Consider the following 24,048-nt stretch of genomic DNA (forward strand, 5'->3'; position numbering starts at 1 on the left):
AGCTCAGGGATATGTCAGTTTATAAACGAGAATAAGCCGCGCATTCCTTTCGGAAGCACGGCCTTATAACTACTACTCAGTCTGATGTTGAGGAGTGAATCCTCAGAAGATTAGTACAGACGAGTGCGGCGTGCGTTTTCGCGAGCCAGTTTCTTCGCGTGGCGTTTCACAGCAGAAGCTTTAGCGCGCTTACGTTCGGTCGTTGGTTTTTCATAGAACTCACGACGACGGACTTCCGCCAGAACGCCTGCTTTCTCGCAGGAACGCTTGAAGCGACGCAGTGCTACGTCGAACGGCTCGTTTTCACGTACTTTAATTACCGGCATGTAACTCTCACCTTTAATAATTCGGTTTGCCGCTGGCATACAGGCCAGCTTAATTCAAAATGGTGCGGAATTTTACTGCAACTCTTGCTGCTTTGTAAAGCACCGAACGACCAGAAACCTGGCTTTTAGGGCCGGTATCTTCCAGGGCCGCAGATTATACACCATTAGTCCCGTCCTGGGGCAGCAAAGTTTTACAAAGGAAGCCACCGGGATTAAACTTCGCGCCGGGCCAAAGAGGTAAAACAAGCCATGCGTGTACTGGGAATCGAAACATCCTGTGATGAAACCGGCATCGCCATTTATGACGATGAGAAAGGGTTATTAGCCAACCAATTGTATAGTCAGGTGAAACTTCACGCTGACTACGGCGGCGTGGTGCCGGAGCTGGCCTCCCGCGATCACGTTCGCAAGACCGTGCCGCTTATCCAGGCTGCCCTAAAAGAGGCTGGATTAACCGCCAAAGATATCGACGGCGTGGCGTACACTGCCGGGCCGGGCCTGGTTGGCGCGCTTCTGGTTGGCGCAACAATTGGCCGCTCGCTGGCGTTTGCCTGGGACGTGCCTGCCGTGCCGGTCCACCACATGGAAGGCCACCTGCTGGCGCCGATGCTGGAAGACAATCCGCCCGAGTTCCCGTTCGTCGCGCTGCTGGTTTCCGGCGGCCATACCCAATTGATCAGCGTCACCGGCATTGGTAAATATGAACTGCTGGGTGAGTCTATCGATGATGCGGCAGGCGAAGCGTTCGATAAAACCGCTAAGCTGCTGGGGCTTGACTACCCAGGCGGGCCGCTGCTTTCCAAAATGGCGGCCCAGGGTACGCCGGGGCGTTTCACCTTCCCACGTCCTATGACCGACCGCCCGGGCATGGATTTCAGCTTCTCTGGCCTGAAAACCTTCGCGGCAAACACCATTCGTGATAACGACGCTGACGATCAAACTCGCGCGGATATCGCCCGCGCCTTTGAAGATGCGGTGGTGGATACGCTGGCCATTAAATGTAAACGTGCGCTCGAACATACCGGCTTTAAACGTCTGGTGATGGCGGGCGGCGTGAGCGCCAACCGCACCCTGCGCGCTAAGCTGGCCGAGATGATGACCAAACGTCGCGGCGAAGTGTTTTACGCGCGGCCGGAATTTTGCACCGATAATGGCGCCATGATCGCCTATGCCGGGATGATTCGCCTCAAAGCAGGTACTTCCGGCGAGCTGAGCGTTAGCGTTCGCCCGCGCTGGCCGCTGGCAGAGCTACCCGCCGCCTGATAAACGAGAAAAAAGGAGTGGGAACCACTCCTTTTTTATTTGGGCTAGAAAGGCGTTGGGCCAAGCACGGTCACTGCGAGTTGTTCGGCAATGGCCATAAGCTGGTCCATATCCTGAGCAGCAATCAGCCGCAGCGCCTGCTCAACGCCTCCGGGTGTACAGGTCATTAGCAGCCGCATGGGCTTATCGGTTCTGTTGGCCCATGCGTGTGGAATACCTCTTTTTAACAGCAGCGATTCGCCGGCGCTGGCATCAATAACCTTTTCCCCGTAGGCAATCCGGGCAGTGCCCTCGAGGACAAGGGCATACTCATCTTCGTTGGCATGAACGTGAAGCGGCGTTCCGTCGCCCGGCTGTGAAACGATCTCCACCACCGAGTAAAGTCCACCGGTCTGCTCCGCAGAGACGCGAATCAGGCAAGCTTCGCCCGGCCGCGTTTGCAGCCACTGTGACGATGCTTCCAGCGCCGTTGAGTGCGATGTTGTATTCAAGATGTTGGCCTCAGTAAAAGTGTTTTGCAGGTGAAACTGTTTTTTTGTTCCTCTCCACTTTAAGTTCCCCACATCCCGCGCTGCATCTCTGGAGTGTAATAATATGCAACAAACGAAAGCGGCCTTAGCCCGGTACTTTCAGCTCAGGATCCGGCACTCTAAGGTGATACCCGACTGAACCTGGAGAACCCTGTGTCCGATATCCTCAGCAAAATTATCGCCGTTAAACATGAAGAAATTGCCGCCGCCAAAAAAGCAATTACCCTGAGCCAGCTTGCCGAACAGGCCGCTGCTCAGAACCACCGTGATTTTGTTGCCGCGCTGCGTCATAAGCGTGATGCAGGCCTGGCGGGCGTGATTGCCGAAGTGAAAAAGGCCAGCCCATCGAAAGGGTTGATTCGTGAGAATTTCAATCCCGCTGAGATAGCCGTTTCTTACCAGCAGGGTGGGGCTGCATGTTTGTCGGTGCTAACCGACGAACAGTTCTTCCAGGGAAGCGCGGCCTATCTGCAGCAGGCGCGAGCTGCCTGCGACCTGCCGGTTTTACGCAAAGATTTTATGATCGATCCGTGGCAGGTTGTGGAAGCCCGGGCGATGGGGGCGGATTGCATCCTGCTTATTGTTTCTGCGCTTGAAGATGGCCAGATGCAGGAGCTTGAGGCGCAGGCCCACGAGCTGGGCATGGCGGTGCTGGTAGAGGTGCATGATGCCGATGAGCTGGAACGTTCGCTCCGGTTGACCACGCCGCTTATCGGTGTCAATAACCGTAATTTGCGCACCTTTGAGACCACGATAGAAACCACCATCAGCCTGTTGGCACAGCTGCCGGCGGATCGCATGGTTGTGACCGAGTCAGGCATCGCTACGCGCGAACATGTGGTTCGCCTGCGTGAAGCTAACGTGAACAACTTCCTCGTGGGTGAAGCTTTTATGCGGGCAGATGAGCCGGGACAGGAGCTAGCTGCGATGTTTTTCCCCGCTCGGTAAACGGCAGAATACATGTTAAACCAGAGCTAAAGCCCGCTGAGATAGCGGGCTTTTTTATTGATTTTTGCCAGAATTATGTTGATAAATGTCGTGCACTTAAAGTGCATAATAAATGCAATTTATACAATAACGATAATGAGTGGGACAATATGAGCGATAAATGGTTAACAACGCTGATCGCTGACGATCCGCAGGCAGGATATGAACTGGCGGTGACGCTGAGCCGTCGGGGAGTCAAAACCGTACAGCCGGACCCGGAAGTGCTGAAAAAGCTGCGTCCGGTATACGCGAATGATGCCGATGCGCTGATTGCGTCATCTCAGGTCATCGCGATTCATTTCCAGACGATTGCTGCGGCGAATAATTACTGGAAGGATTAGTGCTTAGCTGATTTACCTAATAAAAAGGAGTGATTTATCACTCCTTTGTTGTTTCTACAGGGCTCGAATAATCCTGTCTTATTCAGACTCGTCTTTTTTCTTTTTCTTTTTAAATCGCGCCCAGATTTTCGTTTCCTGGCCTCGCCACAGGCGCTGAATATTGTCGTGATGGCGCATCAGGATCAGGCAGGAGAGCATTGCCACCGGGAAGGTAAACTGCGGTTTGAACCACCAGACATAAAACGGGGCTATCAGCGCGCTGATAATGGCACCGAGGGAAGAATAGCCGCTCAGAAGTACGCTTAGCAGCCAAGTTCCGGCCATCACGCCGGTTAAATCCCAGCCGATAGGTGCAATGGCGCCAAACGCCGTGGCGACGCCTTTACCGCCTTGAAACTTAAAGAATACTGGCCAAATATGGCCCATGCAGGCGGCAATAGCAATCAGGCCAAGCCAGAAGGGCGTCACACCCAAGGCCCAGGCCGCCCAGACCGGCAGCATGCCTTTCAGCACATCAAAAATTAGTACCGCTACGGCTGCACCTTTGCCGCCAATGCGTAACACATTGGTTGCTCCTGGGTTACCGGAGCCGCTCTCGCGTGGATCGGGGAGACCGGCAATGCGGCACACCAGAATGGCGCTAGAAATCGAGCCGCAAAGATACGCGAGGAGAATCATACCAGGCGCGATTGCACTCATAACGCTGTTCCATGTTGAAAGTGTCGAAGTCTTCTTTGCATCTGTGGATAATACGCATATTTCGCCGGAAGTGGTATCCGGCATGACTAAAAACCGGGCAGGGCGTGATGGACATTGTATTTATAGAGCAACTTTCGGTAATCACCACTATTGGTGTTTACGACTGGGAACAAACCATTGAACAGAAGCTGGTGTTCGATATCGAAATGGCCTGGGATAACCGCAAAGCCGCAGGCAGTGATGATGTCAACGACTGCCTCAGCTATGCGGATGTCAGCGAAGCGGTTATAAAGCACGTGAGCGGGGGGCGTTTTGCGCTGGTAGAGCGCGTTGCTGAAGAGGTTGCGGAACTGCTGCTGACCCGCTTTAATTCACCGTGGATTCGGCTGAAGGTGAGCAAGCCCGGCGCTGTTGCACAGGCCGCTAACGTGGGCGTTATCATCGAGCGTGGCGGTAATCTGAAACAAAGCAAATAATGGGCTGAACGTTAAACCAAACGGCGAAAGGCTGGTCTTAACGATGTATCTTTTTGCGGCAGGCGTCAAACGTGTGCCGTTTTTTTGTGTTCGTTTTTGGGATGAGGGGTAAGTGATGAGCGATTTACCAACGTTGGCGATAGCCGCCATTCTTGGCGTTGTGGAAGGTTTAACGGAGTTTTTACCGGTATCGTCTACCGGGCACATGATCATCGTAGGGCATCTTTTAGGCTTCGAGGGGCAAACGGCGGAAACCTTTGAAGTGGTTATTCAACTGGGTTCTATTCTCGCCGTGGTGGTGATGTTCTGGCGTCGTCTGTTTGGTTTGATTGGTATCCACTTTGGTCGTCCTCCTGAGCATGAAGGGGTAGGTACCGGCCGTCTTTCTCTGATTCATATTTTGCTTGCTATGATCCCGGCGGTAGTGCTCGGCCTTGTCCTGCACGATGCCATTAAATCGCTGTTTAACCCGATCAACGTGATGTATGCCCTGGTGGTTGGCGGCGTGCTGCTGATTGTCGCCGAGTGCTTTAAGCCAAAGGTACCGCGTGCCGTAGGCGTGGACGACATCACCTATCGTCAGGCGTTTATGATTGGCTGCTTCCAGTGTCTGGCGCTTTGGCCGGGGTTCTCTCGTTCCGGGGCAACGATTTCCGGTGGGATGCTGATGGGCGTTAGTCGCTATGCGGCTTCTGAGTTCTCATTCCTGCTGGCGGTGCCAATGATGATGGGGGCGACGGCGCTTGATCTCTACAAGAGCATCGGCTTCCTGACGATGGGTGATCTGCCGATGTTTGCCGTGGGCTTTGTCACGGCGTTTATCGTGGCGCTGGTCGCCATCAAAACCTTCCTGCAACTCATCAAGCGTATTTCGTTTATTCCGTTTGCGATTTACCGTTTTATTGTTGCCGCCGTGGTGTTCTTTATCTTCACCTAGTGGCAGCGGCCCTCAGCCTTGCGGCTGGGGGCAATTCGCTTCCTTCCAGGCCGCAACGGCCTTAATTCTCCGCTTCGTTAATTCTTCACGGATCGCAGGGCCGCTGAAGCCTGCTTCGATCACTTCTTTATTGGTTACGCTCTGCGCGGCAATCCAGGCCGCGCGTAGCATTCTGCCCTGCGGATAATCGCTGGCCTCAAAGCCGGTGCGCCCGCGAGCATCTGCTTCGCTGGTTAAGGCGATTTGCTCCACGCGCTGCGGCTTGCGCCAGGCGTCAATGGCGTCGAACAGCTTGATCACCGTTTTGGGCTGCAAAATCGGGAAGGTATGGATCAGGTCGTGGAATTCTGCGACCAGTTTAGCCAGATCACGAATCTCGTTTGGTACGCGCAGGCGAGCACAAAGTTGCTCCACAAGCTTAACGCCCGCCAGGCCGTGGCCGTGGTGGCTGGGCCATTTTTCCTTTGGCGTCAGCCCTTTTCCGAGATCGTGACACAGCGTGGCGAAACGCACATCTACCGCCGGACTAAGCTGCGCGGCAATAGACAGCGTCATCAGCGTATGAATACCGGTGTCGATCTCCGGATGCCATTTGGCCGGCGCGGGGACACCGTAAAGCGCGTCGATTTCCGGGAACAGAACTTTCAGGGCGCCGCATTCACGTAGTACGGCAAAAAAGACCTGCGGATTGCGGCTGGTCAGCGCATTTTCCGTCTCTTTCCACACGCGTTCGGCGGTGAGATGCGCAATTTCGCCGTTGTCCGTCATGGAGCGCATCAGGGCGAGTGTTTCTGGCGCTATCTGGAAATTAAGATGGGCATAACGTGCAGCAAAACGCGCCACGCGCAGCACGCGCAGCGGGTCTTCATTGAACGCCGGTGAAACATGGCGAAGCAGGCGACGCTCGATATCGGCAAGGCCGTTATACGGGTCGATAAGCTCGCCATTCTCATCCTGGGCAATAGCGTTGATCGTCAGGTCGCGACGCAGGAGATCCTGTTCAAGCGTGACGTCCGGGGCCGAATAGCAGGTAAAGCCGGTATAACCCTGGCCCGATTTCCTTTCGGTACGGGCCAGCGCATACTCTTCGTGGGATTGAGGATGCAGAAACACCGGGAAGTCTTTTCCGACCTGCTCGTAGCCTTCGTCCAGCATTTGCTGAGGCGTCGCCCCAACCACAACCCAGTCTTTATCCTTAACCGGCAGTTTTAATAACCCGTCACGAACCGCACCACCGACAAGATAAATCTTCACGCTTTACACCCCAGGCACCGTTATTGAACCACGAATGGTAAGTGTAGATGCGAGGGGGAATCAACGGCTAATGTGCCGTCGTTAGTTCATCCAGCGGTCTTTCTTCTTGCGGCTTGGGATCATGTGCGGAAGCAGCAGGCCAATCAGCAGGCCAAACCCTGCCACGCCGCCGCCGTACATAAACCATTGCATGATGATGGCACGCTGTTTGTCGTCAAGCTGGACGTTGGCGGCATCCACCTTTTTCTTGGCGACGATAAGCTGGTTTTTGAGCTGCTGATTCTCGTCCTTCAGGCCATTAATCACGGTGTCGCTCTGGGCCACTTTCTGTTGCATTTCAGCGGTACGCTGGTTCCAGGTCGTGTCGATGTTGTTCAGCTTGTCTGTCAGCGTTTTGACCTGGTTTTCCAGATCGGGAACGCGGGTACGCAGGCTTGGGGTGGTGCTTAGCTGCGCGAGGGGGATCCAGGAGGTACGCCCGTTGCTGTCACGTACCTGGCCGTATTTGGTTTCTTCGTTGCTTTGCAGCAGCGTGACTTGTTCCCCTGCGTTGACGGTGCCAACCAGGCGGTAGTTATCGCCCGGGCCGCTGCGGACCCAGGTGTTTAATTCATCAGAGACATAACGTTTTTCTTCGGCATGAGCCACGACGGAAACGCTAAGGGAGAGCAAAGTGAGGCAAATCAGGCGTAATTTCTGCATTATTTCGTCGTTATTTTCATAAAGTGTGGAACGATAGTAGTGGCAACAGTCTGACGGCGCAATCCGTAAACCTGAATGAGAATCATCCTGATGTCAATTTGACCACCCGGCGTTCCCGCCCTACCGCAAATTCGCTACCCGACAGGGTATTTTGTCGTACTATTACAGACCTAATCGACGCTATTTAGTTCGCCGGGCGATCGCCTGGCGTGACGTAAACATAAGTAAAGAAGACATGGCCCAGGAAATCGAACTTAAATTCATCGTTAATCCTGCAGCGCTTGACGCGCTGCGCGACAAATTAAATGCCCTGCCGGGCGAGCACAGCGACCCGCGTCAGTTGCTCAATATTTATTATGAAACGGCGGATAACCTGCTGCGCCGCCACGACATGGGGCTGCGTATTCGCGGCGATGCCGGGCAATACGAAATGACGATGAAAATCGCCGGGCGAGTGACCGGCGGGCTGCATCAGCGTCCTGAATACAACGTGGCGCTAAGCAAGCCCGAGCTGGATCTTGCTTTGCTGCCAGCAGAAGTTTGGCCGGAAGGGCTGGACGTGGCGACTTTACAGGCCGACGTGAAGCCGCTGTTCAGTACGGATTTTGCGCGCGAAAAGTGGGTAGTTACTCACGGTGAAAGCCGCATTGAACTGGCGTTGGATCTGGGTGAAGTGCAAGCCGGTGAGCACCAGACGCCCATCTGCGAGCTTGAACTTGAGCTGCTGAGCGGTGAGACGGCGGATTTACTGGCCCTGGCGGAAAGTCTGGTCACCGAACCTGGCCTGCGTCAGGGCAGCCTGAGCAAGGCGGCACGGGGCTATCACCTGGCCCAGGGCAATGCGGTGCGCGAAGTGAAACCGCTGGGCGTACTGTATCCGCCGGCTAAAGCCAACGTTGAGCAGGGGCTGGAAGGTGCTCTGGAGCTGGCGCTCGCCCACTGGCTGTACCATGAAGAATTATGGCTTAGCGGCGTGAAAGCGGCTAAGCAGCAGGTGATTGACGCCGTGGGCCTGGTGCGCCATGCCCTCGCGCTTTTTGGCGGCATCATTCCAAGAAAAGCGAGCACCCACTTACGTGAGCAACTGATTGCGCTCGAAGCACGCTTTGCCGGTGACGAAAAAGCTGAAGTGATTGTCTATAGCGCGCAGGCGAGCAGCGCTAAGCTGGCGCTGACCCGCTGGCTGGTGGAGCGCCAGTGGCAGCCGTTCATTGATGAGAAAGGCCGCGCGAAGCTGGATAGTTCCTTTAAACGTTTCGCGGATACGCATCTTTCCCGCCATGCGGCTGAGTTAAAAGAGACGTTCCAGCGCCCGCTGGGGGATGCATACGCAGACCAGTTACCGCGTCTGGCGCGTGAGACGGATGCTATCCGCCTGCTGGCCGGGGTGTACAGCGATGCGCAAACCCAGCCGTGGCTGGAAAACTGGCAGGGGTTGCGTCACGCCATTGTTACCCGCCAGCGCATAGAAATTGAGCATTACCGAAACGAAGCGATCTCGCAGGCGCCTTTCTGGCTGCACAGCGGGAAATAATAGACTGGTAACGGATACCCACCATGATGGCGCTGACCCCTTTGTTACAGCAGCACCTGCAGGCGTTTTTGCCGCGCCTGCCGCAAGAGATTGACTCCCTGACACTGAGCGAAGAAGCTCGCGCGGTGCTGGCGATAAGTGATTTTGTTGGTGACAGCGTGGTGGCGTATCCCGCCTGGCTGCAAACCCTGCAGCAGGACGCCCCTACGGCTGACGAATGGCAACATTATGCCGCCTGGCTGCAGCAGGATCTGCAGGATGTGCACGACGAAGCGGCATTGATGAAAGCGCTGCGGTTTTTCCGTCGCCGTATCATGGTGCGTATCGCCTGGGCGCAGGCGCTGGAGCAGGTGGATACGCAAAGCACGCTGCAGCAGCTGAGCGTGCTGGCGGAAACGCTAATTGTTGCCGCCCGTGACTGGCTTTATGCGGCCTGCTGCCGCGAATGGGGCACGCCTTGCAACGCCGCCGGTGAGCCGCAGCCGCTGCTGATCCTTGGCATGGGCAAGCTGGGCGGAGGCGAACTGAATTTCTCTTCCGATATCGACCTGATTTTTGCCTGGCCGGAAAACGGCTCCACCCAGGGCGGGCGCCGTGAACTGGATAACGCCCAGTTCTTCACCCGCATGGGGCAGCGCCTGATTAAAGTCCTCGACCAGCCAACGCAGGACGGCTTTGTGTACCGCGTGGATATGCGTCTGCGTCCGTTTGGCGACAGCGGTCCGCTGGTACTGAGCTTTGCCGCGCTGGAAGATTATTACCAGGAGCAGGGGCGCGACTGGGAACGCTACGCGATGGTAAAAGCGCGGATTATGGGCGACAACGACGATGTCTGGAGCCAGGAGCTACGCAACATGCTGCGGCCATTTGTGTTCCGCCGCTACATCGACTTCAGCGTGATTCAGTCCCTGCGAAACATGAAGGGCATGATTGCCCGCGAAGTCCGTCGCCGTGGGCTAACGGACAATATTAAGCTCGGCGCCGGCGGCATTCGCGAAACCGAGTTTATCGTGCAGGTCTTCCAGCTCATCCGCGGTGGCCGGGAGCCTTCTCTGCAGTCCCGTTCGCTGCTGCCTACCCTGGAAGCCATTCAACAGCTTCATCTGCTGCCGGAAGAAGATGCCCAGAAACTGCGTGCGGCTTACCTCTACCTGCGTCGGCTGGAAAACTTACTGCAAAGCATCAACGACGAACAGACGCAGACCTTGCCCGGTGACGATCTAAACCGTGCCCGGCTGGCCTGGGCGATGCAGGCGACTGACTGGGAAGCCCTGCAGCAAACGCTGCAGCTGCATATGAACGACGTGCGTCAGGTCTTTAACGATCTGATTGGCGACGATGAGCCGGAAGCCGGTGAAGATAAAGTTGCTGAAGGCTGGCGCGAGCTGTGGATCGACGCCCTGGACGCCGATGAAAACATGGCGGTGCTGAGTCATTTGAGCGCTGAGGCGCGGGCAGAGTTACTGAAGCAAGTTAGCCATTTCCGGCAGGAGATCGACAAGCGCACCATTGGCCCACGTGGCCGTCAGGTGCTGGATCAACTTCTGCCGCACCTGCTGAGTGAAGTCTGTTCCCGGGCCGACGCGCCGCTGACGTTTTCCCGTCTGACGCCGCTGCTGTTTGGGATCCTCACCCGCACAACCTATCTGGAACTGTTAAGTGAATTCCCCGGCGCGCTTAAACACCTGATTACGCTCTGTGCGGCCTCGCCGATGATTGCCGCGCAGCTTGCCAGCTATCCGCTGCTGCTGGATGAACTGCTCGACCCTAATACGCTGTATCAGCCCACGGCAATGGACGCCTATCGCGACGAACTGCGTCAATATCTGCTGCGCGTGCCGGACGAAGACGAAGAGCAGCAACTGGAAGCGTTGCGTCAGTTCAAGCAGGCGCAGATGCTGCGCGTGGCGGCGGCCGATATCGCTGGCACCTTGCCGGTGATGAAGGTCAGCGACCATCTGACCTGGCTTGCGGAAGCGATTCTCGATGCGGTGGTGCAGCGTGCCTGGGCGCAAATGGTGGCGCGCTACGGCCAGCCTCGTCATTTGCAGGACAGAGAAGGGCGCGGCTTTGCCGTGCTGGGCTATGGCAAACTCGGTGGCTGGGAGCTGGGCTACAGTTCCGATCTGGATCTGGTTTTCCTGCATGATTGCCCGATGGAAGTGATGACGGACGGCGAGCGTGAAATCGATGGCCGTCAGTTCTATCTGCGCCTGGCGCAGCGCATCATGCATCTGTTTAGCACGCGTACCTCGACCGGGATTTTGTACGAAGTTGACGCTCGCCTCAGGCCGTCCGGTGCGGCAGGTATGCTGGTCACCACCGCAGAATCGTTTGCTGATTATCAGAAGAATGAAGCCTGGACCTGGGAACATCAGGCGCTGGTTCGCGCCCGTGTGGTGTACGGCGATCCGGCGCTTAACCGCCAGTTTGACGCCATCCGCCGCGAGATCCTGTGCACGCCGCGTGAAGGGGAAGCCCTGCAGGTAGAAGTGCGCGAGATGCGTGAAAAAATGCGCGCGCATTTGGGCAATAAGCACCGCGATCGCTTTGATATTAAAGCCGATGAGGGTGGGATCACCGACATCGAATTTATTACGCAATATCTGGTGCTGCGCTATGCCAGCGAAGCGCCGAAGCTAACCCGCTGGTCCGATAACGTGCGCATCCTGGAACTGATGGCGCAGAACGACATCATGGATGAAGCCGAGGCCAAAGCGTTGACGCATGCCTATGTCACGCTGCGGGATGAATTGCACCATCTGGCGCTGCAGGAATTGCCGGGCCACGTTGCGCTGGACGCCTTTGTGAAAGAGCGTGAGCAGGTGCGTCGGAGCTGGCAAACCTGGCTTGGCGAGCCGCAAACGCACGCGGGAGAGTAATTATGTTATCATCCCGCGCAAAATTTTATCCCTCGCTGGAGAGTCAGGAATGAAAGTAACGCTGCCCGAATACAGCCGTGCAGGCGTCATGGTGGTTGGTGATGTGATGCTGGATCGCTACTGGTACGGCCCAACCAGCCGTATTTCGCCGGAAGCCCCTGTGCCGGTGGTGAAAGTCGATACCATCGAAGAACGCCCTGGTGGCGCGGCTAACGTGGCGATGAACATTGCTTCGCTGGGCGCGAATTCTCGCCTGGTTGGCCTGACCGGCATTGACGATGCGGCGCGCGCGCTCAGCCAGAGCCTGGCCGGGGTCAACGTGAAGTGTGACTTCGTTTCTGTTCCGACTCACCCGACGATTACCAAACTGCGCGTGCTGTCCCGCAACCAGCAGCTGATTCGCCTCGACTTCGAAGAAGGGTTTGAGGGCGTCGATCCTGAGCCGCTGCACGAACGTATCAGCCAGGCGCTGCCGCAGATTGGTGCGCTGGTGCTTTCCGACTACGCAAAAGGCGCTCTGGCGGCCGTACAGCAGATGATTCGCCTGGCACGTGTTGCCAAAGTCCCGGTCCTCATCGACCCGAAAGGGACTGACTTTGAGCGCTACCGTGGCGCAACGCTGCTGACTCCGAACCTTTCAGAATTTGAAGCCGTGGTTGGCAAGTGCAAAACCGAAGCCGAGCTGGTGGAACGTGGCATGAAGCTTATCGCCGATTATGAACTGTCGGCGCTGCTGGTGACGCGTTCAGAGCAAGGCATGACGCTTCTGCAGCCGGGCATTGAGCCTTTCCATCTGCCGACTCAGGCACAGGAAGTCTATGACGTGACCGGGGCCGGTGACACGGTGATCGGCGTGCTGGCGGCAACGCTTGCGGCGGGGAACTCGCTGGAAGAAGCCTGTTACTTCGCGAATGCCGCGGCTGGCGTGGTGGTTGGCAAGCTGGGGACATCAACCGTTTCTCCGGTCGAGCTGGAAAACGCGGTGCGCGGTCGCGCGGAAACGGGTTTTGGCGTGATGACCGAAGCCGAGCTGAAAGTTGCGGTTGCCGCTGCCCGCAAGCGCGGTGAGCGCGTGGTGATGACCAACGGCGTGTTCGATATTCTGCATGCGGGCCATGTTTCCTATCTGGCCAACGCGCGCAAGCTGGGTGACCGCCTGATTGTCGCGGTTAACAGCGACGCGTCAACCAAACGCCTGAAAGGGGAAACCCGGCCGGTTAACCCGCAGGATCAGCGCATGATTGTGCTGGCTGCGCTGGAAGCGGTGGACTGGGTGGTACTGTTTGAAGAAGACACGCCTCAGCGCCTGATTGGTGAAGTCCTGCCGGATCGTTTAGTGAAGGGCGGCGACTACAAACCAGAACAGATTGCCGGGAGCAAAGAGGTTTGGGCCAACGGCGGGGAAGTGATGGTACTGAACTTCGAAGATGGCTGCTCCACCACCAATATCATCAAGAAGATTCAAAATAACGGCTAAATTGGCCGTTAAGAAAAAAGCCTCTCGTTTGAGAGGCTTTTCTGTTTCTAGTGCTTCACCAACGTAGCGAAGTAGTACGCCAGCGGAATGGCCAGCAGGTAAAGCCCCACCGGGATTTCACGCCATTTACCGGCAATCACCTTAATGATGATATAGAACAGCAGGCCGCCAGCGATCCCGGTCCCGAAGCTGTTGGCGATAAGCGTGATCATCACCATCATCAGCACCGGCAGACCTTCGGTGAAGTTGCCCAGATCCACTTTGCGCAGGCCGCTGAACATGTTCAGGCCGATAAGGATCAGCGCGGGCGCGGTTGCCTCTTTCGGGATCATCAATGCCACCGGGGTAAACAGCAGCATCAGCAGGAACATTACCGCTGCCGCCAGCGCGGTGAGGCCGGTTTTACCGCCCGCTTCTGCCGCCGCTGAAGACTCAATCAGCGCGGTAGCCGCCGGAATGCCGACCCACGGGCCTAGCGCGGCGGCAATAGAATCCACCATAAACGGGCGGTTGATGTGCGGCATGTTGCCATGTTCGTCCAGCAGGCCAGCTTCGCCACCCACCGCCAGCGTCGTGCCCATGGTGGAGAAAAACTCTGAGGCAAAGAAGACAAACAGGAACGGCAGGAAGGCGATATTCAGCGCGCCGAGCATATCCACGTGCCCCAGCACCGGCGTCAGCGAGTGCGGCATGGCGATAAAGCTCTGCGGCAGGTGAGTGACGCCCAGAGGAATACCGACCAGAGTGGCAAACAGAATCGCCCATAAAATGGCTCCCGGCACGCGGCGAGCCTGAAGCGCAATCGCCAGGAACAGGCCGCACAACGCCACGACAGCGCCAGCAGAAGTGAAGTCACCGAGCGCCAGCGCGTTGGTTTTGGCGTTGGCGAGCACCAGCCCGGCGTTGCGGAAGCCCAGCACCGCAACAAACAGGCCGATGGAGGCCGTCAGCCCAAGCTTGATCGACTGCGGTACCGAGCGCGTGACCACTTCACGCAGGCCAAGGCGGGTAAGCGCAAAGAACAGAATGCCTGACCAGCAGGCGATGCCGAGGCCAATCTGCCAGCCAATATGCTCGCTCCCGGCAAGCGTCACGCCGACCAGCACCGAACCGCCGATGCCCGGCCCGACAATAAACGGCAGGTTGCCGTAAAACGCCATCAGCAGCGTGCCGAGGACAAAAACAACGATCGTCCCGGTGGTTGCCGCGCCTTTATCCATCCCGCCCACGGCCAGCAGGCCAGGGATAACAACCAGCAAATAGGCGGCGGCGAGAAAGCCAGTGATGCCCGCGAGGCATTCGGTTTTCACTTTGCTTTGGCGGCTGCGAAGCTGGAATCGCCGCTCCAGCCAGCTTTCGCTGGCGGCCTGAGACACTGAATTTTCGGCCATTACTTGGCTCTCCGGATTAATGTGTTGTGTGTGCGTCTGCCGGGTGTTCGTGGCATTCAATAAGCGGGTCGACGATCTGGCGAGTACTGCCGTCCGTCAATCCCAGGTCGGTCAGATGTGGCCCGGCGTTACAGGCCAGGCAGGTGCCTTCGATGGCCTTGAAAACTCGGTACGGTGGCTCCCAGTCGGCGACTTTATTGCTCAATTCACGGAGTTGAGCAAACTGCTGCGCCAGGTCGGCGGCGGGCAGGTCGGAGAGCATCCCGGCAATCGGCATTTCCACCTTCGCCAGCATCTGTCCGTTCTGGCTCAGCGCCATCCCGCCTCCACAGGCGATCAGCGCGTTGGCGGCGAGCGCCATGTCCTGCGGATCTCTGCCGAGGACAACGAGGTTGTGCGAGTCGTGTGAATAGGTAGTGGCAATCGCGCCGCGCAGCTCACCCCAGCCTTCAAGCAGCGCCAGCTGTGGTTTTGCCTCATGGCGACCGTGGCGATGCTGAACCCAAATCAGGCTGAAGCCGTCCGGGACCTGAACTTCGCCGTGCCGGACTTCCACCTCGACTTCGCTCCACTGGGTGAAGCGAGCACCCTTGATGTGGCGCAGGCGCGCGCGCCCATTATTCACTGGCACCTTGAGAACAAAATCGTTCGGGCTGAGCGACTGAAGTCGGACGGTGTCTCGCGGGGGAACGATGGACGGTGCCGCGACGGGCTCCAACATTTTTCCCTGTTCCGCGATGAGTTTCCCGGCGACATAAACGGTTTGAGCGCTCAGTTTTTCCAGCGTATCGAAGACCACCAGGTCGGCAGTGCGGCCCGCGGCAATCAGGCCGAGATCCGGGCGTTGCAGGCGCAGCGAGGCGTTCAGCGTGGCCAGGCGCAAAGCATCTTCGGCTTTCATGCCGTGCTCGATGAGCAAGTTCAGCAGGGCAACGATACCGCCTTTCGCCAGCAGCATGTCCGGCGGCACGTCGTCGGTGCAGACGGTGACCTGCGATGACAGATGCGGCAGGCCGTTCAGCGTGGCGACGATCTCTGGCAGCAAATACGGATGTGACCCGCGAATCTCCAGGGTCAGCCCGGCACGCAGTTTTTCCAGCGCGTCGGCGGCGGAAGTCAGTTCATGATCTGACGTCACGCCAGCGGCAAGGTAGGCCTGTAATCCCGCGCCATTCAGGCCGCGGGCGTGTCCTTCAATCAGTTTGCCGCTTTCCAGGCCAGCGTTAAGAATCCCCAGCATTCTTTCGCTGCCGTTCAGCACGCCGTGCATATCCATCACTTCGGCTACGCCCGCCACTTCCGGCCATGAAAGCAGTGTTTCCATCTCTTTCCCGGCAAAATCAGCGCCGGACATTTCCAGGCCCGGCGTTGAAGGCACGCTGGACGGGGCCGCGCAGATCACGCGCAGCGGCAGGTTGCGGCTGGCGTCAACGGCGTAACGCACGCCCTCAATACCGAGCACGTTCGCCAGCTCGTGCGGATCCCAAAAAATCGTTGTGGTGCCCTGGGCGACGACAATTTCCGCATAGCGCGCGGGCGGCAGGTGGGAGCTTTCAACGTGGACGTGGGTATCCATCAGCCCTGGGCTGAGATAGTTTCCGGCGAGATCGTGAGTCTGGGCGGCATCTTCGCGGCTGCCGCGTGGATGTACGCTGGCGATGAGCGTACCGACGATACCGACATCCGCCTCACGGATTTCACCGGTGGCCATATCCACGATCCGACCATTGATGAGCAGCAGGTCGAAAGGCGTTTCGCCGAGAGCGGCTTTCACCGCGCGGCGACGTAAATCAGCAGGAGTCATGACAGGTTCCAAAACAGGGGCTCTGGCGGCTACTCTAGGCAGGGGAATACGCTTTGCCCAGATGATTTAATTTATCAGCCGATAAGAAACGTTTATCCTGTGGCAAACGTTTACCTGGCAACCCTGATACTCCAATGGCTGAACCCTGGCAGCGCCTTCCCGCACTCTCGTTAAAACAGATCCAGTATTTTGTGACGCTGGCCAAACTTCGTCATTTCACCGATACCGCCAACCGGCTGGCCATTAGCCAGCCCGCGCTAAGCAGCGCGTTACGGCAGATTGAGTCCGTGTTGGGCGGGAAACTGGTTAACAGAACCGCTGCGGCAGTGACGCTGACGGACCTGGGCGCAGCGCTACTGCCCCATGCCGAACGCGTGCTCAACGTCGCGCAGCGCGCGTTTGACGACATGCAGCGCATTGTCCAGGACGGCGGTGACGGCACGCTTCGCATAGGCCTGGTGCCCTCGGTCGGCAGCCTTTTATTTCCCGATATTCCTCAACGTATTGCAGAGGCTTTTCCTCGCCTGCGGGTGGAGTTTCACGACCGCACCAATGACGCGCTGATTGCCCAGCTTGAAAGCGGCCAGCTGGACTTTGGCCTGGGGGCGCTGGACAGCTCGGTGCCCAAAACGCTGGAGATCCATCCGCTGCAGGAAGATCCCTTCGTGGCGGTAGTCAACTGTCACGATCCTCTGGCAGAATCCAGCCACGCGCCGTGGCGAAGCCTGGTGAAGCGGGACATCGCGGTGTTTTCAAAAGGGAATATCAGCCGGCTGGTCGCGGCGATGGCGGAAAGCCAGCGCCTGACGCTGAATGCGCGCTATCAGGTTGATTTTATTGAAACCCTTTATGGACTGGTGCGCTCACAGCTGGCGGTGGCGATTTTACCGCAGCTTTACACCACCTTTTTGCAGGACCCCGAGCTGAAAGTGATTCATCTGCAGCAGCCTTCGCTGAGCCGCACCGTGGCATTGATGCGCAGCACTGAGCCGTTCGCGCCGCAAATAGAAGCCTGCTTCCAGCTTATTGTCCGCCTATTACAACAACGAAAAGTACTCTGACTTTACAAGGAAAACCTGGCATGAAAAAGATCCTGCGCGTGGTGGTTGTGCTGCTGATTTTGCTGGTGGCCGCCGTCGCAATCCGCCTGTGGCTGCTGCATCGCCACAGTGATGCTCTGTGGAATATCATCAGCCAGCAGTGCATTCCCAATCAGCAGCAGAACCACTCCCCAGCGCCTTGCCTGAAAGTCGATCTGGCCGGGCGCTACCTGGTATTTAAAGATGCCAAAGGCCCGCTGCATAATTTGCTGATGCCGACGGACAAAATCACCGGTATCGAGAGCCCGAAAATCCTTGAAAACGGTGCGCCAAATTACTTCCTGGATGCCTGGGAGAATCGCCACTATCTGCTGGATGAAACCACAAAAGCGGTTCGGGACGATGATTTGGTATTAGCGATCAACTCTCGCTACGGACGTTCTCAGAACCAGCTGCACATTCACCTGTCCTGCCTGCGCCCTGAGGTGTATCAATCCATTAACCAGCTTGCCGACAAAGTCGGTGACCAGTGGCAGCCGTTTGGTGCGGAGATCCTTGGCCATAAATATCTGGCGAGAAAAGTCCCGGCAGAGGCGAATCCGTTTACCGTGCTGGCGGAGTACGTGAAGGCTCAGGGCGATGAGATGGAAAACTTTGGCCTGGCGCGAGTGGTGACAACGAAGGGGGATGTGGTGCTGTTGGCTAACCCTCGTCAGCTGCTGGGCGGGAACCAGGGTTCGGCGGAAGAGATGCTGGACTACAGCTGCTCGCTGGCAAACTAAAACAAAATGGCCTCTTAGCAAGAGGCCATTTCGGACTGATGACAAACCCCAAGCGGATAAAATTCTGCAATCTGTCGCCATAGAAATAAACTGGAAAATCAATGCATTGATTTTCGGCTGCTCACCACAAAGAGGGAAAAACCACGCTTTTTCCCTCTTTGTCAGCAACCTCAAATGGCCTCTTAGCAAGAGGCCATTTTTTTGTGCCGTTACGACAGGTAATTCATGCCCTGTTTGAGCACCAGATCGCAGGCTTTGGTTTTCACCTTTTCAGCCAGCGGTGAGTTGCCGATGCTGTTCAGATCCAGCTTCTGGCCGTTGGCCGTGTTCAGTAAGCCCATCAGGCCCTGATTATAGTCCTGCTTGTCGGCAGGCTTGGTGCTGCTTTCCAGCCCCAGCTTGGTCATCAGCTGGTTTTTAATGTTGTCGGTATTGGTGACGGAAGCCAGTTTATTCTTCGCGCAGTACTCCATCACGCCAGCCGCATTGGTCATCGTACTTGAGCTGAGAGATTTGCTGTTGCCGTTCAGCAGGCTGGTCAGTGAAGAGAGAGACAGACCGCCGGTCTGAGCGCCATTGCTGGTGGTAGTAGCATTGCCGCTTTTAGTCAGTTCATTGGCGGCGCTGGAAAGTTGTTCCTGCCAGTTTGCAGCCGTTGCCTGGCCCGCGAAAAAGGCTGCTGCCAGCGCCATTGCGCAGAGCGTTTTATTCCTTGCTTTCATCTTGTGATACTCGCTTTGTTTGCCTGCGGTGCAGGAGATTTCAGGCGTGAGTATAGCGCTTTGGCCGGAAGCAGGGGGATTGAGAGTTGTCTTAAACCGTGGGGGCAGGAGAAAAAGCCGGGTTTCCCCGGCTGTAGCATCAGTTGATGATGTTCAGGGTCACATCAATGTTGCCGCGGGTTGCGTTGGAGTATGGGCAAACAATGTGTGCCGCATCGACCAGTTTTTTCGCTTCGGCAGCGTCCATCCCCGGCAGGTGGATATTCAGCTTCGCTTCGATACCGAAGCCGGTTGGCAGTGGCCCGATACCGACTTCACCTTCGATGAAAGCGTCAGCCGGCATGGAGATTTTATCGCGGCCGGAGACGAACTTCATCGCGCCCAGGAAGCATGCGGAGTAGCCCGCCGCGAACAGCTGCTCAGGGTTGGTGACTTCGCCACCCGCGCCGCCCATCTCTTTTGGCAGGCCCAGTTTGACGTCCAGTACGCCGTCGGAAGAGGTTGCACGACCTTCACGGCCACCGGTGGCTTTGGCTTTTGCGGTGTAAACGACTTTTTCTAAAGACATGGCAGGTTCCTCATCTTACATTTAGTATGTGCTATAAAATAGCGTGCGATTTATATGATGTTTTAAAAATCGCCGACAGTATCGACGATTAATTATTACGTATTTAAATTACTGCGCAAAGTTTCCAGCTGCGCTTTCAGCGCCATCATGCTGTCTACGCTACAGGCAGAAGCACAGCGCACGGAGTCTGGAATACCCAGCGCTTTTTCCTGCAGCGCTTTCCCTTCCTGGGTCAGCGTGACTGCCACCTGACGCTCATCTTCGCGGGAGCGCTGACGTAGCAGCAGCCCTGCGCTTTCAAGCCGTTTTAGCAGTGGCGTTAAGGTGGCTGAGTCTAAAAACAGACGCTCGCCGATTTGCGACACCGTGACATCGTCCTGCTCCCACAGCACCAGCATCACCAGGTATTGCGGATAGGTGAGCTGCAGCGGCGTAAGCAGCTGGCGGTAGAGCTTGTTCACCGCCAGATTGGCGGAGTAGAGCGCGAAGCAAAGCTGGTTGTCCAGCAGCAGGGCGTTCGTTTCGGTGGATGTCTTCTTCATGTTTCTCAATATAGATAGCGCGCGATTAAATAGCAAACTTTATTTTACGGCGATTTCGTCTGTGCGATCAGACCCGGGGCTTTTTGCGATAAAGCCACAGTCCCGGCAGAGAGAGCCCGATGGACAGCGCCCCCACGATAAATGACGCTTTCAAGAAGTTGGTCACCAGTTGGATCATCAGCGGATCGCTGTAGCCAAAGTGCGTCAATTTTACCGCTGAGATCATCGCGGTATAGGCGTAGATCCCCGGAAACATAGGAATGACGGCCGCAACGGTAAAGACTTTCGGGTGAGCAAGATACCAGCGTGACCACTGAATACCAATGATGCCGACCAGAATCGACGCCAGAAAAGTGCTCCACTCGATGTTTAAACCCGCCGTCATCATCGCCATACGCGAGCCGTGGCCGATGGCACCGAGAAGCCCACAGTAAGGCAGGGCGCGCTGAGGTACGTTAAAGACTAACGCAAAGCCCACCGCCGGCACGGCAGACAGCGCCATATCCTGAAGCAGGGCCAGAAGAAATTCGATTATGCCCATCCTCTTAGCCCCCATACCGCCATTGCCATCACCACGCCAATGCAGGTTGCCAGCGTGAGCAGGCTGGCCATCGCCCAGCGAGCAAGCCCGGTATTAACGTGGCCTTTAAACATGTCGGCCACGGCGTTAATCAGCGGGAAACCGGGGACGAGTAATAACACGCTCGCGGCCATCGCAATATTGGAAGTGGCGGCAAATGGGCCTTTGGCGATAAGCAGGCCCGAAACGGTAGTGGCGACAAACGCGGTGATGCAGAAGTTGATCTGCGGATGAAGCTGGCGGTGGGTGAGCAGCTGGCGGACATACATCGCCAGTGAGCTGGCGACAAAGGCGACAAACGCCCCGTCCCAGCCACCGTTGTTCAGTTTGCAGAAACAGCCGCAGGAAAGACCCACCATCAGGACAACCAGCCAGCGTGGGTAACGCAGCGGTTTGATGTGTTCGAAGCGTTTGAGAACGTCCCTGGCATCCAGCAGCTTGTGTTCGGTGAGGATCACGATGTGCTGTACTTCGGTGACGACGTGCATGTTGATCCCGCGATCGTTATTTTTGCGGGTAGTCGTCAGGCACTGATTGTCTTTAATGGTGCTAAGTACAATGGCGTTAGCGGAGATTGAGCTTTCCACGCTGTCCATCCCCAGCGCTTTGCCAAGGCGGGTTGAAAGCTCCTCGACCAGCGTGCTTTCTGCCCCGTGCTGCAGTAAAAAGAGCGCGCATTGAATACATAAACGAGTGACGTCCCGCTGGGAAGCAACATCTGGCTGCATGCTTGATCCTGACTAAAGAGAAGGAAATGCGCTTAACGTTTATCCATTTAACATGAGCGCATCGCTTCATTAGCCGCGTCAGATCAAGCTTTGCGTCACTTAGACGGCAATTACTGGCAGACGTCCACCCATTTGGCGTGGGTGAGTTCGGCCATGCGTTCAGGTGAAATGCGGACGGCGCTGTGAATGGCCCCTGCGGCGGGCAGCACTTCATCGTACTGGCGGAGTGAGATGTCGCAGAACACCGCCAGCGGGTTTTCCAGGCCGAACGGGCAAACGCCGCCGACCGGATGCCCGGTCCAGTTCACCACTTCATCGCTGCTGAGCATGCGCGCTTTAGAGCCAAATGCTTCTTTAAGTTTCTTATTATCAAGACGAGCATCGCCCTTCGCGACGATCAGAATAATGTCGTTTTTGACCTTTAATGAGAGCGTTTTGGCTATTTGTCCGGGGGCCACATTGTGGGCGGCGGCGGCAAGCGCGACGGTAGCGGTGCTTTGGTTTAGCTCGATGATGTCTATATCGGGGGCATGGTCGGCGAAGAATTGCCGCACGGACTGCAAACTCATGATTTTCTCCTGATCCAGGTGGCAAATAATTTCGCATAAGCTTGTGCTTTCTGTAAACCGCTTATACTTATCTCATACCCGCCTTGTCAGAAATTTCTGGATCTCCTTCACAATCACTGAAACCGGTTGCAGTAACCGGTTGCAGTAATAAATTCCGCGAGGAATACTGAATTCTGTAACCACCCCCTGTACCTAATAATAAGAGTCGTCTATGAAACGTATCCTTTTATGCTGTGCCGCTGGTATGTCTACCAGTATGGTCGTGAACAGGATGAAACAGGCCGCCCAGGATCAACAGATTGAGGTTGAGATCAAGGCGGTGGGTATCGAAGAGTTCACGGATGTTATGCCTGAATTTGATTGCTGTTTACTCGGTCCGCAGATCAAATACCGTCTGGAAGATTTTAAGGCTCAGGCCGCGCCCAAACGGATCCCGGTCACGGTCATTAACTCTATGGATTACGGAATGATGCGCGGCGACAGAATTCTCGCCGACGCACTCGCGTTGATAGCCTGACAGGAGAGCCACTATGTCTTCCAACCATGCTGCTTTTAATTTAATTTTTCGGTTTGTTGAGAACTACGTTAGCCCGATAGCTGGCCGCATTTCTTCCCAGCGTCACGTGATGGCCATTCGCGACGGCTTTATTTCTGCGATGCCATTCATGATTGTCGGCTCGTTCCTGCTGGTTTTTGCTTATCCCCCGTTTTCGCCCACCACGACATGGGGCTTTGCTCGCGCCTGGCTCGACCTGGCGAAGCAATTTGAAGGGCAGATTTTAACGCCGTTTGATATGACGATGGGCATCATGTCTATCTACATTTGTGCGGCGATCGCCTACAACCTGGGTAAACACTACGTTAAATCGCACGGGCTCGATCCTTTCATGTGCGCCATGCTGTCGCTGATGGCTTTCCTGGTGGTTGCGGCCCCGAAAACCAAAGGCACGCTGCCGGTGGACAGCCTTGGCGGCACCGGGATCTTCACCGCAATCCTGGTGGCGATTTACTGCGTAGAGATGATGCGTTTCCTGAAGGCGCATAATATCGGCATCAAGCTGCCGGACCAGGTGCCGCCGATGATCAAAAACTCCTTTGATCTGCTGATCCCGGTGCTGGTTGTGGTGCTGACGCTGTATCCGCTGAGCCTGTTTATTCAGTCCCAGTTCGATATGCTGATCCCTCAGGCCATTATGGCGCTGTTCAAACCGCTGGTGTCCGCGGCGGATTCTCTGCCGGCAATTCTCCTTGCCGTACTGATTGCTCACCTGTTGTGGTTTGCGGGTATCCACGGGGCGGCGATTGTCTCCGGGATGCTGCAGATGTTCTGGCTGACCAACCTGGGCCTTAACCAGGGCGCGCTGGCTGCCGGTGCGCCTCTGCCGCATATCTTTATGGAAGCGTTCTGGACCTTCTTCATCGTGGTCGGCGGTTCCGGGGCAACGATGGGATTGGTTATCTGCTACCTGCGCAGTAAATCTGCCCACCTGCGTTCCATTGGCCGCCTGAGCATCGTGCCAACCTGCTTTAACATTAACGAACCGGTGATCTTCGGGACGCCGATTGTGATGAACCCAGTATTCTTTATTCCTTTCCTGCTGGCGCCAATGGTCAACGCCGTGCTGGCCTGGGGCGCGATGAAGCTGGATCTGATTGGTCGCGTGATTTCCGTGGTACCGTGGACCGCGCCTGCGCCAATCGGTGCCGCCTGGGCGCTGGGCTGGGACTTCCGTGCCGCAATTCTGGTGATTCTGCTGGCCTGCGTGTCGTCCATCATCTACTTCCCGTTCTTCAAAGTGTACGAGAAGCAGCTGCTGGAGCAGGAGAAAGAAGAAGCTCAGAGAGCGAGCGAGGAAGGGAGCCAACAGCTGGCTTAATGGTTTAGCGGAATGAAGAACGGCGGGGAAACCCGCC

General features: G+C 56.5%; 25 protein-coding genes. 12 read left to right on the forward strand and 13 right to left on the reverse strand.

The features are described 5' to 3' along the window. Window positions 1-110: 110 nt before the first annotated feature. The gene (gene rpsU / locus WFN87_RS07450) at window positions 111-326 is read right to left on the reverse strand and encodes a 30S ribosomal protein S21 (RefSeq protein WP_001144069.1); all 216 of its coding nucleotides are present in this window, start codon (window positions 324-326) and stop codon (window positions 111-113) included. A gap of 249 nt (window positions 327-575) precedes the next feature. Here rpsU and tsaD point away from each other — a divergent pair, with 249 nt between their 5' ends. Continuing rightward, a complete protein-coding gene (gene tsaD, locus WFN87_RS07455; protein WP_039300165.1) occupies window positions 576-1,589 on the forward strand; it encodes a tRNA (adenosine(37)-N6)-threonylcarbamoyltransferase complex transferase subunit TsaD in 1,014 nt (337 codons plus the stop codon). A gap of 44 nt (window positions 1,590-1,633) precedes the next feature. Here the strand turns inward: tsaD and WFN87_RS07460 are convergent, their stop codons facing one another. Further along, window positions 1,634-2,080, reverse strand: a complete 447-nt coding sequence (locus WFN87_RS07460; protein WP_166877022.1) for a cupin domain-containing protein — start codon at window positions 2,078-2,080, stop codon at window positions 1,634-1,636. Window positions 2,081-2,272: 192 nt separating this feature from the next. Between WFN87_RS07460 and trpC the strand changes: the two genes are divergently transcribed. Continuing rightward, on the forward strand, window positions 2,273-3,067 hold the full coding sequence (gene trpC, locus WFN87_RS07465) for an indole-3-glycerol phosphate synthase TrpC (RefSeq protein WP_336982748.1): 795 nt from the start codon (window positions 2,273-2,275) through the stop codon (window positions 3,065-3,067). A gap of 149 nt (window positions 3,068-3,216) precedes the next feature. Then, window positions 3,217-3,447, forward strand: coding sequence for a hexameric tyrosine-coordinated heme protein (locus tag WFN87_RS07470; protein WP_008460037.1), 231 nt, complete (start codon window positions 3,217-3,219; stop codon window positions 3,445-3,447). 78 nt (window positions 3,448-3,525) lie between these two features. Here the strand turns inward: WFN87_RS07470 and plsY are convergent, their stop codons facing one another. Further along, window positions 3,526-4,146: a glycerol-3-phosphate 1-O-acyltransferase PlsY gene (plsY, locus tag WFN87_RS07475; RefSeq protein WP_008460038.1), complete on the reverse strand. Its 621-nt coding sequence runs from the start codon at window positions 4,144-4,146 to the stop codon at window positions 3,526-3,528. A 107-nt stretch (window positions 4,147-4,253) separates the two neighbouring features. Between plsY and folB the strand changes: the two genes are divergently transcribed. Together folB and bacA are read left to right on the forward strand one after the other, a co-directional pair. Next, on the forward strand, window positions 4,254-4,622 hold the full coding sequence (gene folB / locus WFN87_RS07480; protein ID WP_166867010.1) for a bifunctional dihydroneopterin aldolase/7,8-dihydroneopterin epimerase: 369 nt from the start codon (window positions 4,254-4,256) through the stop codon (window positions 4,620-4,622). 115 nt (window positions 4,623-4,737) lie between these two features. Further along, window positions 4,738-5,559: an undecaprenyl-diphosphate phosphatase gene (gene bacA / locus WFN87_RS07485; protein WP_336982751.1), complete on the forward strand. Its 822-nt coding sequence runs from the start codon at window positions 4,738-4,740 to the stop codon at window positions 5,557-5,559. Between the two features lie 12 nt (window positions 5,560-5,571). On the opposite strand, the gene WFN87_RS07490 is transcribed toward bacA, so the two are convergent. Continuing rightward, window positions 5,572-6,813, reverse strand: coding sequence for a multifunctional CCA addition/repair protein (locus tag WFN87_RS07490; protein WP_336982753.1), 1,242 nt, complete (start codon window positions 6,811-6,813; stop codon window positions 5,572-5,574). 81 nt (window positions 6,814-6,894) lie between these two features. Beyond that, window positions 6,895-7,515, reverse strand: coding sequence for a TIGR04211 family SH3 domain-containing protein (locus WFN87_RS07495; RefSeq protein WP_008460042.1), 621 nt, complete (start codon window positions 7,513-7,515; stop codon window positions 6,895-6,897). Window positions 7,516-7,750: 235 nt separating this feature from the next. Between WFN87_RS07495 and WFN87_RS07500 the strand changes: the two genes are divergently transcribed. Genes WFN87_RS07500 through hldE form a run of 3 tightly spaced genes read left to right on the forward strand, consistent with a single transcriptional unit; the run spans window position 7,751 to window position 13,408 of the window. Next, window positions 7,751-9,049 (forward strand): CYTH domain-containing protein, encoded by a 1,299-nt coding sequence (locus WFN87_RS07500; protein WP_336982755.1) that lies wholly within the window; start codon window positions 7,751-7,753, stop codon window positions 9,047-9,049. 23 nt (window positions 9,050-9,072) lie between these two features. Then, complete coding sequence (glnE, locus tag WFN87_RS07505) at window positions 9,073-11,931, forward strand: bifunctional [glutamate--ammonia ligase]-adenylyl-L-tyrosine phosphorylase/[glutamate--ammonia-ligase] adenylyltransferase (RefSeq protein WP_336982757.1); 2,859 nt, start codon at window positions 9,073-9,075, stop codon at window positions 11,929-11,931. A gap of 49 nt (window positions 11,932-11,980) precedes the next feature. Beyond that, window positions 11,981-13,408, forward strand: coding sequence for a bifunctional D-glycero-beta-D-manno-heptose-7-phosphate kinase/D-glycero-beta-D-manno-heptose 1-phosphate adenylyltransferase HldE (gene hldE, locus WFN87_RS07510; protein ID WP_336982759.1), 1,428 nt, complete (start codon window positions 11,981-11,983; stop codon window positions 13,406-13,408). 47 nt (window positions 13,409-13,455) lie between these two features. On the opposite strand, the gene WFN87_RS07515 is transcribed toward hldE, so the two are convergent. Next, window positions 13,456-14,799, reverse strand: a complete 1,344-nt coding sequence (locus WFN87_RS07515; RefSeq protein WP_008460050.1) for an NCS2 family permease — start codon at window positions 14,797-14,799, stop codon at window positions 13,456-13,458. 16 nt (window positions 14,800-14,815) lie between these two features. Beyond that, window positions 14,816-16,603 (reverse strand): adenine deaminase, encoded by a 1,788-nt coding sequence (locus WFN87_RS07520; RefSeq protein ID WP_336982762.1) that lies wholly within the window; start codon window positions 16,601-16,603, stop codon window positions 14,816-14,818. A 134-nt stretch (window positions 16,604-16,737) separates the two neighbouring features. Between WFN87_RS07520 and WFN87_RS07525 the strand changes: the two genes are divergently transcribed. Beyond that, complete coding sequence (locus WFN87_RS07525) at window positions 16,738-17,664, forward strand: LysR family transcriptional regulator (protein ID WP_008460054.1); 927 nt, start codon at window positions 16,738-16,740, stop codon at window positions 17,662-17,664. 20 nt (window positions 17,665-17,684) lie between these two features. After that, on the forward strand, window positions 17,685-18,425 hold the full coding sequence (locus WFN87_RS07530) for a CDP-diacylglycerol diphosphatase (protein ID WP_008460056.1): 741 nt from the start codon (window positions 17,685-17,687) through the stop codon (window positions 18,423-18,425). 209 nt (window positions 18,426-18,634) lie between these two features. On the opposite strand, the gene WFN87_RS07535 is transcribed toward WFN87_RS07530, so the two are convergent. The 6 genes from WFN87_RS07535 to WFN87_RS07560 form a co-directional block, all read right to left on the reverse strand. Further along, the gene (locus WFN87_RS07535; RefSeq protein WP_034809722.1) at window positions 18,635-19,147 is read right to left on the reverse strand and encodes a DUF2501 domain-containing protein; all 513 of its coding nucleotides are present in this window, start codon (window positions 19,145-19,147) and stop codon (window positions 18,635-18,637) included. Between the two features lie 139 nt (window positions 19,148-19,286). Beyond that, a complete protein-coding gene (locus tag WFN87_RS07540; RefSeq protein ID WP_166876986.1) occupies window positions 19,287-19,715 on the reverse strand; it encodes an organic hydroperoxide resistance protein in 429 nt (142 codons plus the stop codon). Between the two features lie 95 nt (window positions 19,716-19,810). After that, entirely contained in the window at window positions 19,811-20,257 is a 447-nt protein-coding gene (locus WFN87_RS07545; protein WP_008460062.1) for a MarR family winged helix-turn-helix transcriptional regulator, read from the reverse strand. Window positions 20,258-20,324: 67 nt separating this feature from the next. Then, window positions 20,325-20,798, reverse strand: a complete 474-nt coding sequence (locus tag WFN87_RS07550) for a threonine/serine exporter (protein WP_166993447.1) — start codon at window positions 20,796-20,798, stop codon at window positions 20,325-20,327. Continuing rightward, the gene (locus WFN87_RS07555; RefSeq protein WP_336982766.1) at window positions 20,789-21,565 is read right to left on the reverse strand and encodes a threonine/serine ThrE exporter family protein; all 777 of its coding nucleotides are present in this window, start codon (window positions 21,563-21,565) and stop codon (window positions 20,789-20,791) included. The genes WFN87_RS07550 and WFN87_RS07555 overlap by 10 nt, the downstream gene beginning before the upstream one ends. 110 nt (window positions 21,566-21,675) lie before the next feature. Then, a complete protein-coding gene (locus WFN87_RS07560; protein WP_008460069.1) occupies window positions 21,676-22,134 on the reverse strand; it encodes a YbaK/EbsC family protein in 459 nt (152 codons plus the stop codon). A 211-nt stretch (window positions 22,135-22,345) separates the two neighbouring features. Between WFN87_RS07560 and WFN87_RS07565 the strand changes: the two genes are divergently transcribed. Both WFN87_RS07565 and WFN87_RS07570 read left to right on the forward strand, forming a co-directional pair. Next, window positions 22,346-22,651 (forward strand): PTS sugar transporter subunit IIB, encoded by a 306-nt coding sequence (locus WFN87_RS07565; RefSeq protein ID WP_039290026.1) that lies wholly within the window; start codon window positions 22,346-22,348, stop codon window positions 22,649-22,651. A gap of 13 nt (window positions 22,652-22,664) precedes the next feature. Beyond that, window positions 22,665-24,011 (forward strand): PTS cellobiose transporter subunit IIC, encoded by a 1,347-nt coding sequence (locus WFN87_RS07570; RefSeq protein ID WP_008460071.1) that lies wholly within the window; start codon window positions 22,665-22,667, stop codon window positions 24,009-24,011. Window positions 24,012-24,048: the final 37 nt, after the last annotated feature.

Origin of the sequence: Cedecea sp. AS113 (assembly GCF_037152415.1) — a bacterium.
Classification (GTDB): Bacteria; Pseudomonadota; Gammaproteobacteria; order Enterobacterales; family Enterobacteriaceae; genus Cedecea.

What these genes read in the sequence shown, in the direction of transcription:
- rpsU (WP_001144069.1), bottom strand. Translation starts at nt 326, where the DNA reads ATGCCGGTAATTAAAGTACGTGAAAACGAGCCGTTCGACGTAGCACTG.
- tsaD (WP_039300165.1), top strand. Translation starts at nt 576, where the DNA reads ATGCGTGTACTGGGAATCGAAACATCCTGTGATGAAACCGGCATCGCC.
- WFN87_RS07470 (WP_008460037.1), top strand. Translation starts at nt 3,217, where the DNA reads ATGAGCGATAAATGGTTAACAACGCTGATCGCTGACGATCCGCAGGCA.
- plsY (WP_008460038.1), bottom strand. Translation starts at nt 4,146, where the DNA reads ATGAGTGCAATCGCGCCTGGTATGATTCTCCTCGCGTATCTTTGCGGC.
- folB (WP_166867010.1), top strand. Translation starts at nt 4,254, where the DNA reads ATGGACATTGTATTTATAGAGCAACTTTCGGTAATCACCACTATTGGT.
- bacA (WP_336982751.1), top strand. Translation starts at nt 4,738, where the DNA reads ATGAGCGATTTACCAACGTTGGCGATAGCCGCCATTCTTGGCGTTGTG.
- WFN87_RS07495 (WP_008460042.1), bottom strand. Translation starts at nt 7,515, where the DNA reads ATGCAGAAATTACGCCTGATTTGCCTCACTTTGCTCTCCCTTAGCGTT.
- WFN87_RS07500 (WP_336982755.1), top strand. Translation starts at nt 7,751, where the DNA reads ATGGCCCAGGAAATCGAACTTAAATTCATCGTTAATCCTGCAGCGCTT.
- glnE (WP_336982757.1), top strand. Translation starts at nt 9,073, where the DNA reads ATGATGGCGCTGACCCCTTTGTTACAGCAGCACCTGCAGGCGTTTTTG.
- hldE (WP_336982759.1), top strand. Translation starts at nt 11,981, where the DNA reads ATGAAAGTAACGCTGCCCGAATACAGCCGTGCAGGCGTCATGGTGGTT.
- WFN87_RS07515 (WP_008460050.1), bottom strand. Translation starts at nt 14,799, where the DNA reads ATGGCCGAAAATTCAGTGTCTCAGGCCGCCAGCGAAAGCTGGCTGGAG.
- WFN87_RS07520 (WP_336982762.1), bottom strand. Translation starts at nt 16,603, where the DNA reads ATGACTCCTGCTGATTTACGTCGCCGCGCGGTGAAAGCCGCTCTCGGC.
- WFN87_RS07525 (WP_008460054.1), top strand. Translation starts at nt 16,738, where the DNA reads ATGGCTGAACCCTGGCAGCGCCTTCCCGCACTCTCGTTAAAACAGATC.
- WFN87_RS07530 (WP_008460056.1), top strand. Translation starts at nt 17,685, where the DNA reads ATGAAAAAGATCCTGCGCGTGGTGGTTGTGCTGCTGATTTTGCTGGTG.
- WFN87_RS07535 (WP_034809722.1), bottom strand. Translation starts at nt 19,147, where the DNA reads ATGAAAGCAAGGAATAAAACGCTCTGCGCAATGGCGCTGGCAGCAGCC.
- WFN87_RS07540 (WP_166876986.1), bottom strand. Translation starts at nt 19,715, where the DNA reads ATGTCTTTAGAAAAAGTCGTTTACACCGCAAAAGCCAAAGCCACCGGT.
- WFN87_RS07545 (WP_008460062.1), bottom strand. Translation starts at nt 20,257, where the DNA reads ATGAAGAAGACATCCACCGAAACGAACGCCCTGCTGCTGGACAACCAG.
- WFN87_RS07550 (WP_166993447.1), bottom strand. Translation starts at nt 20,798, where the DNA reads ATGGGCATAATCGAATTTCTTCTGGCCCTGCTTCAGGATATGGCGCTG.
- WFN87_RS07555 (WP_336982766.1), bottom strand. Translation starts at nt 21,565, where the DNA reads ATGCAGCCAGATGTTGCTTCCCAGCGGGACGTCACTCGTTTATGTATT.
- WFN87_RS07560 (WP_008460069.1), bottom strand. Translation starts at nt 22,134, where the DNA reads ATGAGTTTGCAGTCCGTGCGGCAATTCTTCGCCGACCATGCCCCCGAT.
- WFN87_RS07565 (WP_039290026.1), top strand. Translation starts at nt 22,346, where the DNA reads ATGAAACGTATCCTTTTATGCTGTGCCGCTGGTATGTCTACCAGTATG.
- WFN87_RS07570 (WP_008460071.1), top strand. Translation starts at nt 22,665, where the DNA reads ATGTCTTCCAACCATGCTGCTTTTAATTTAATTTTTCGGTTTGTTGAG.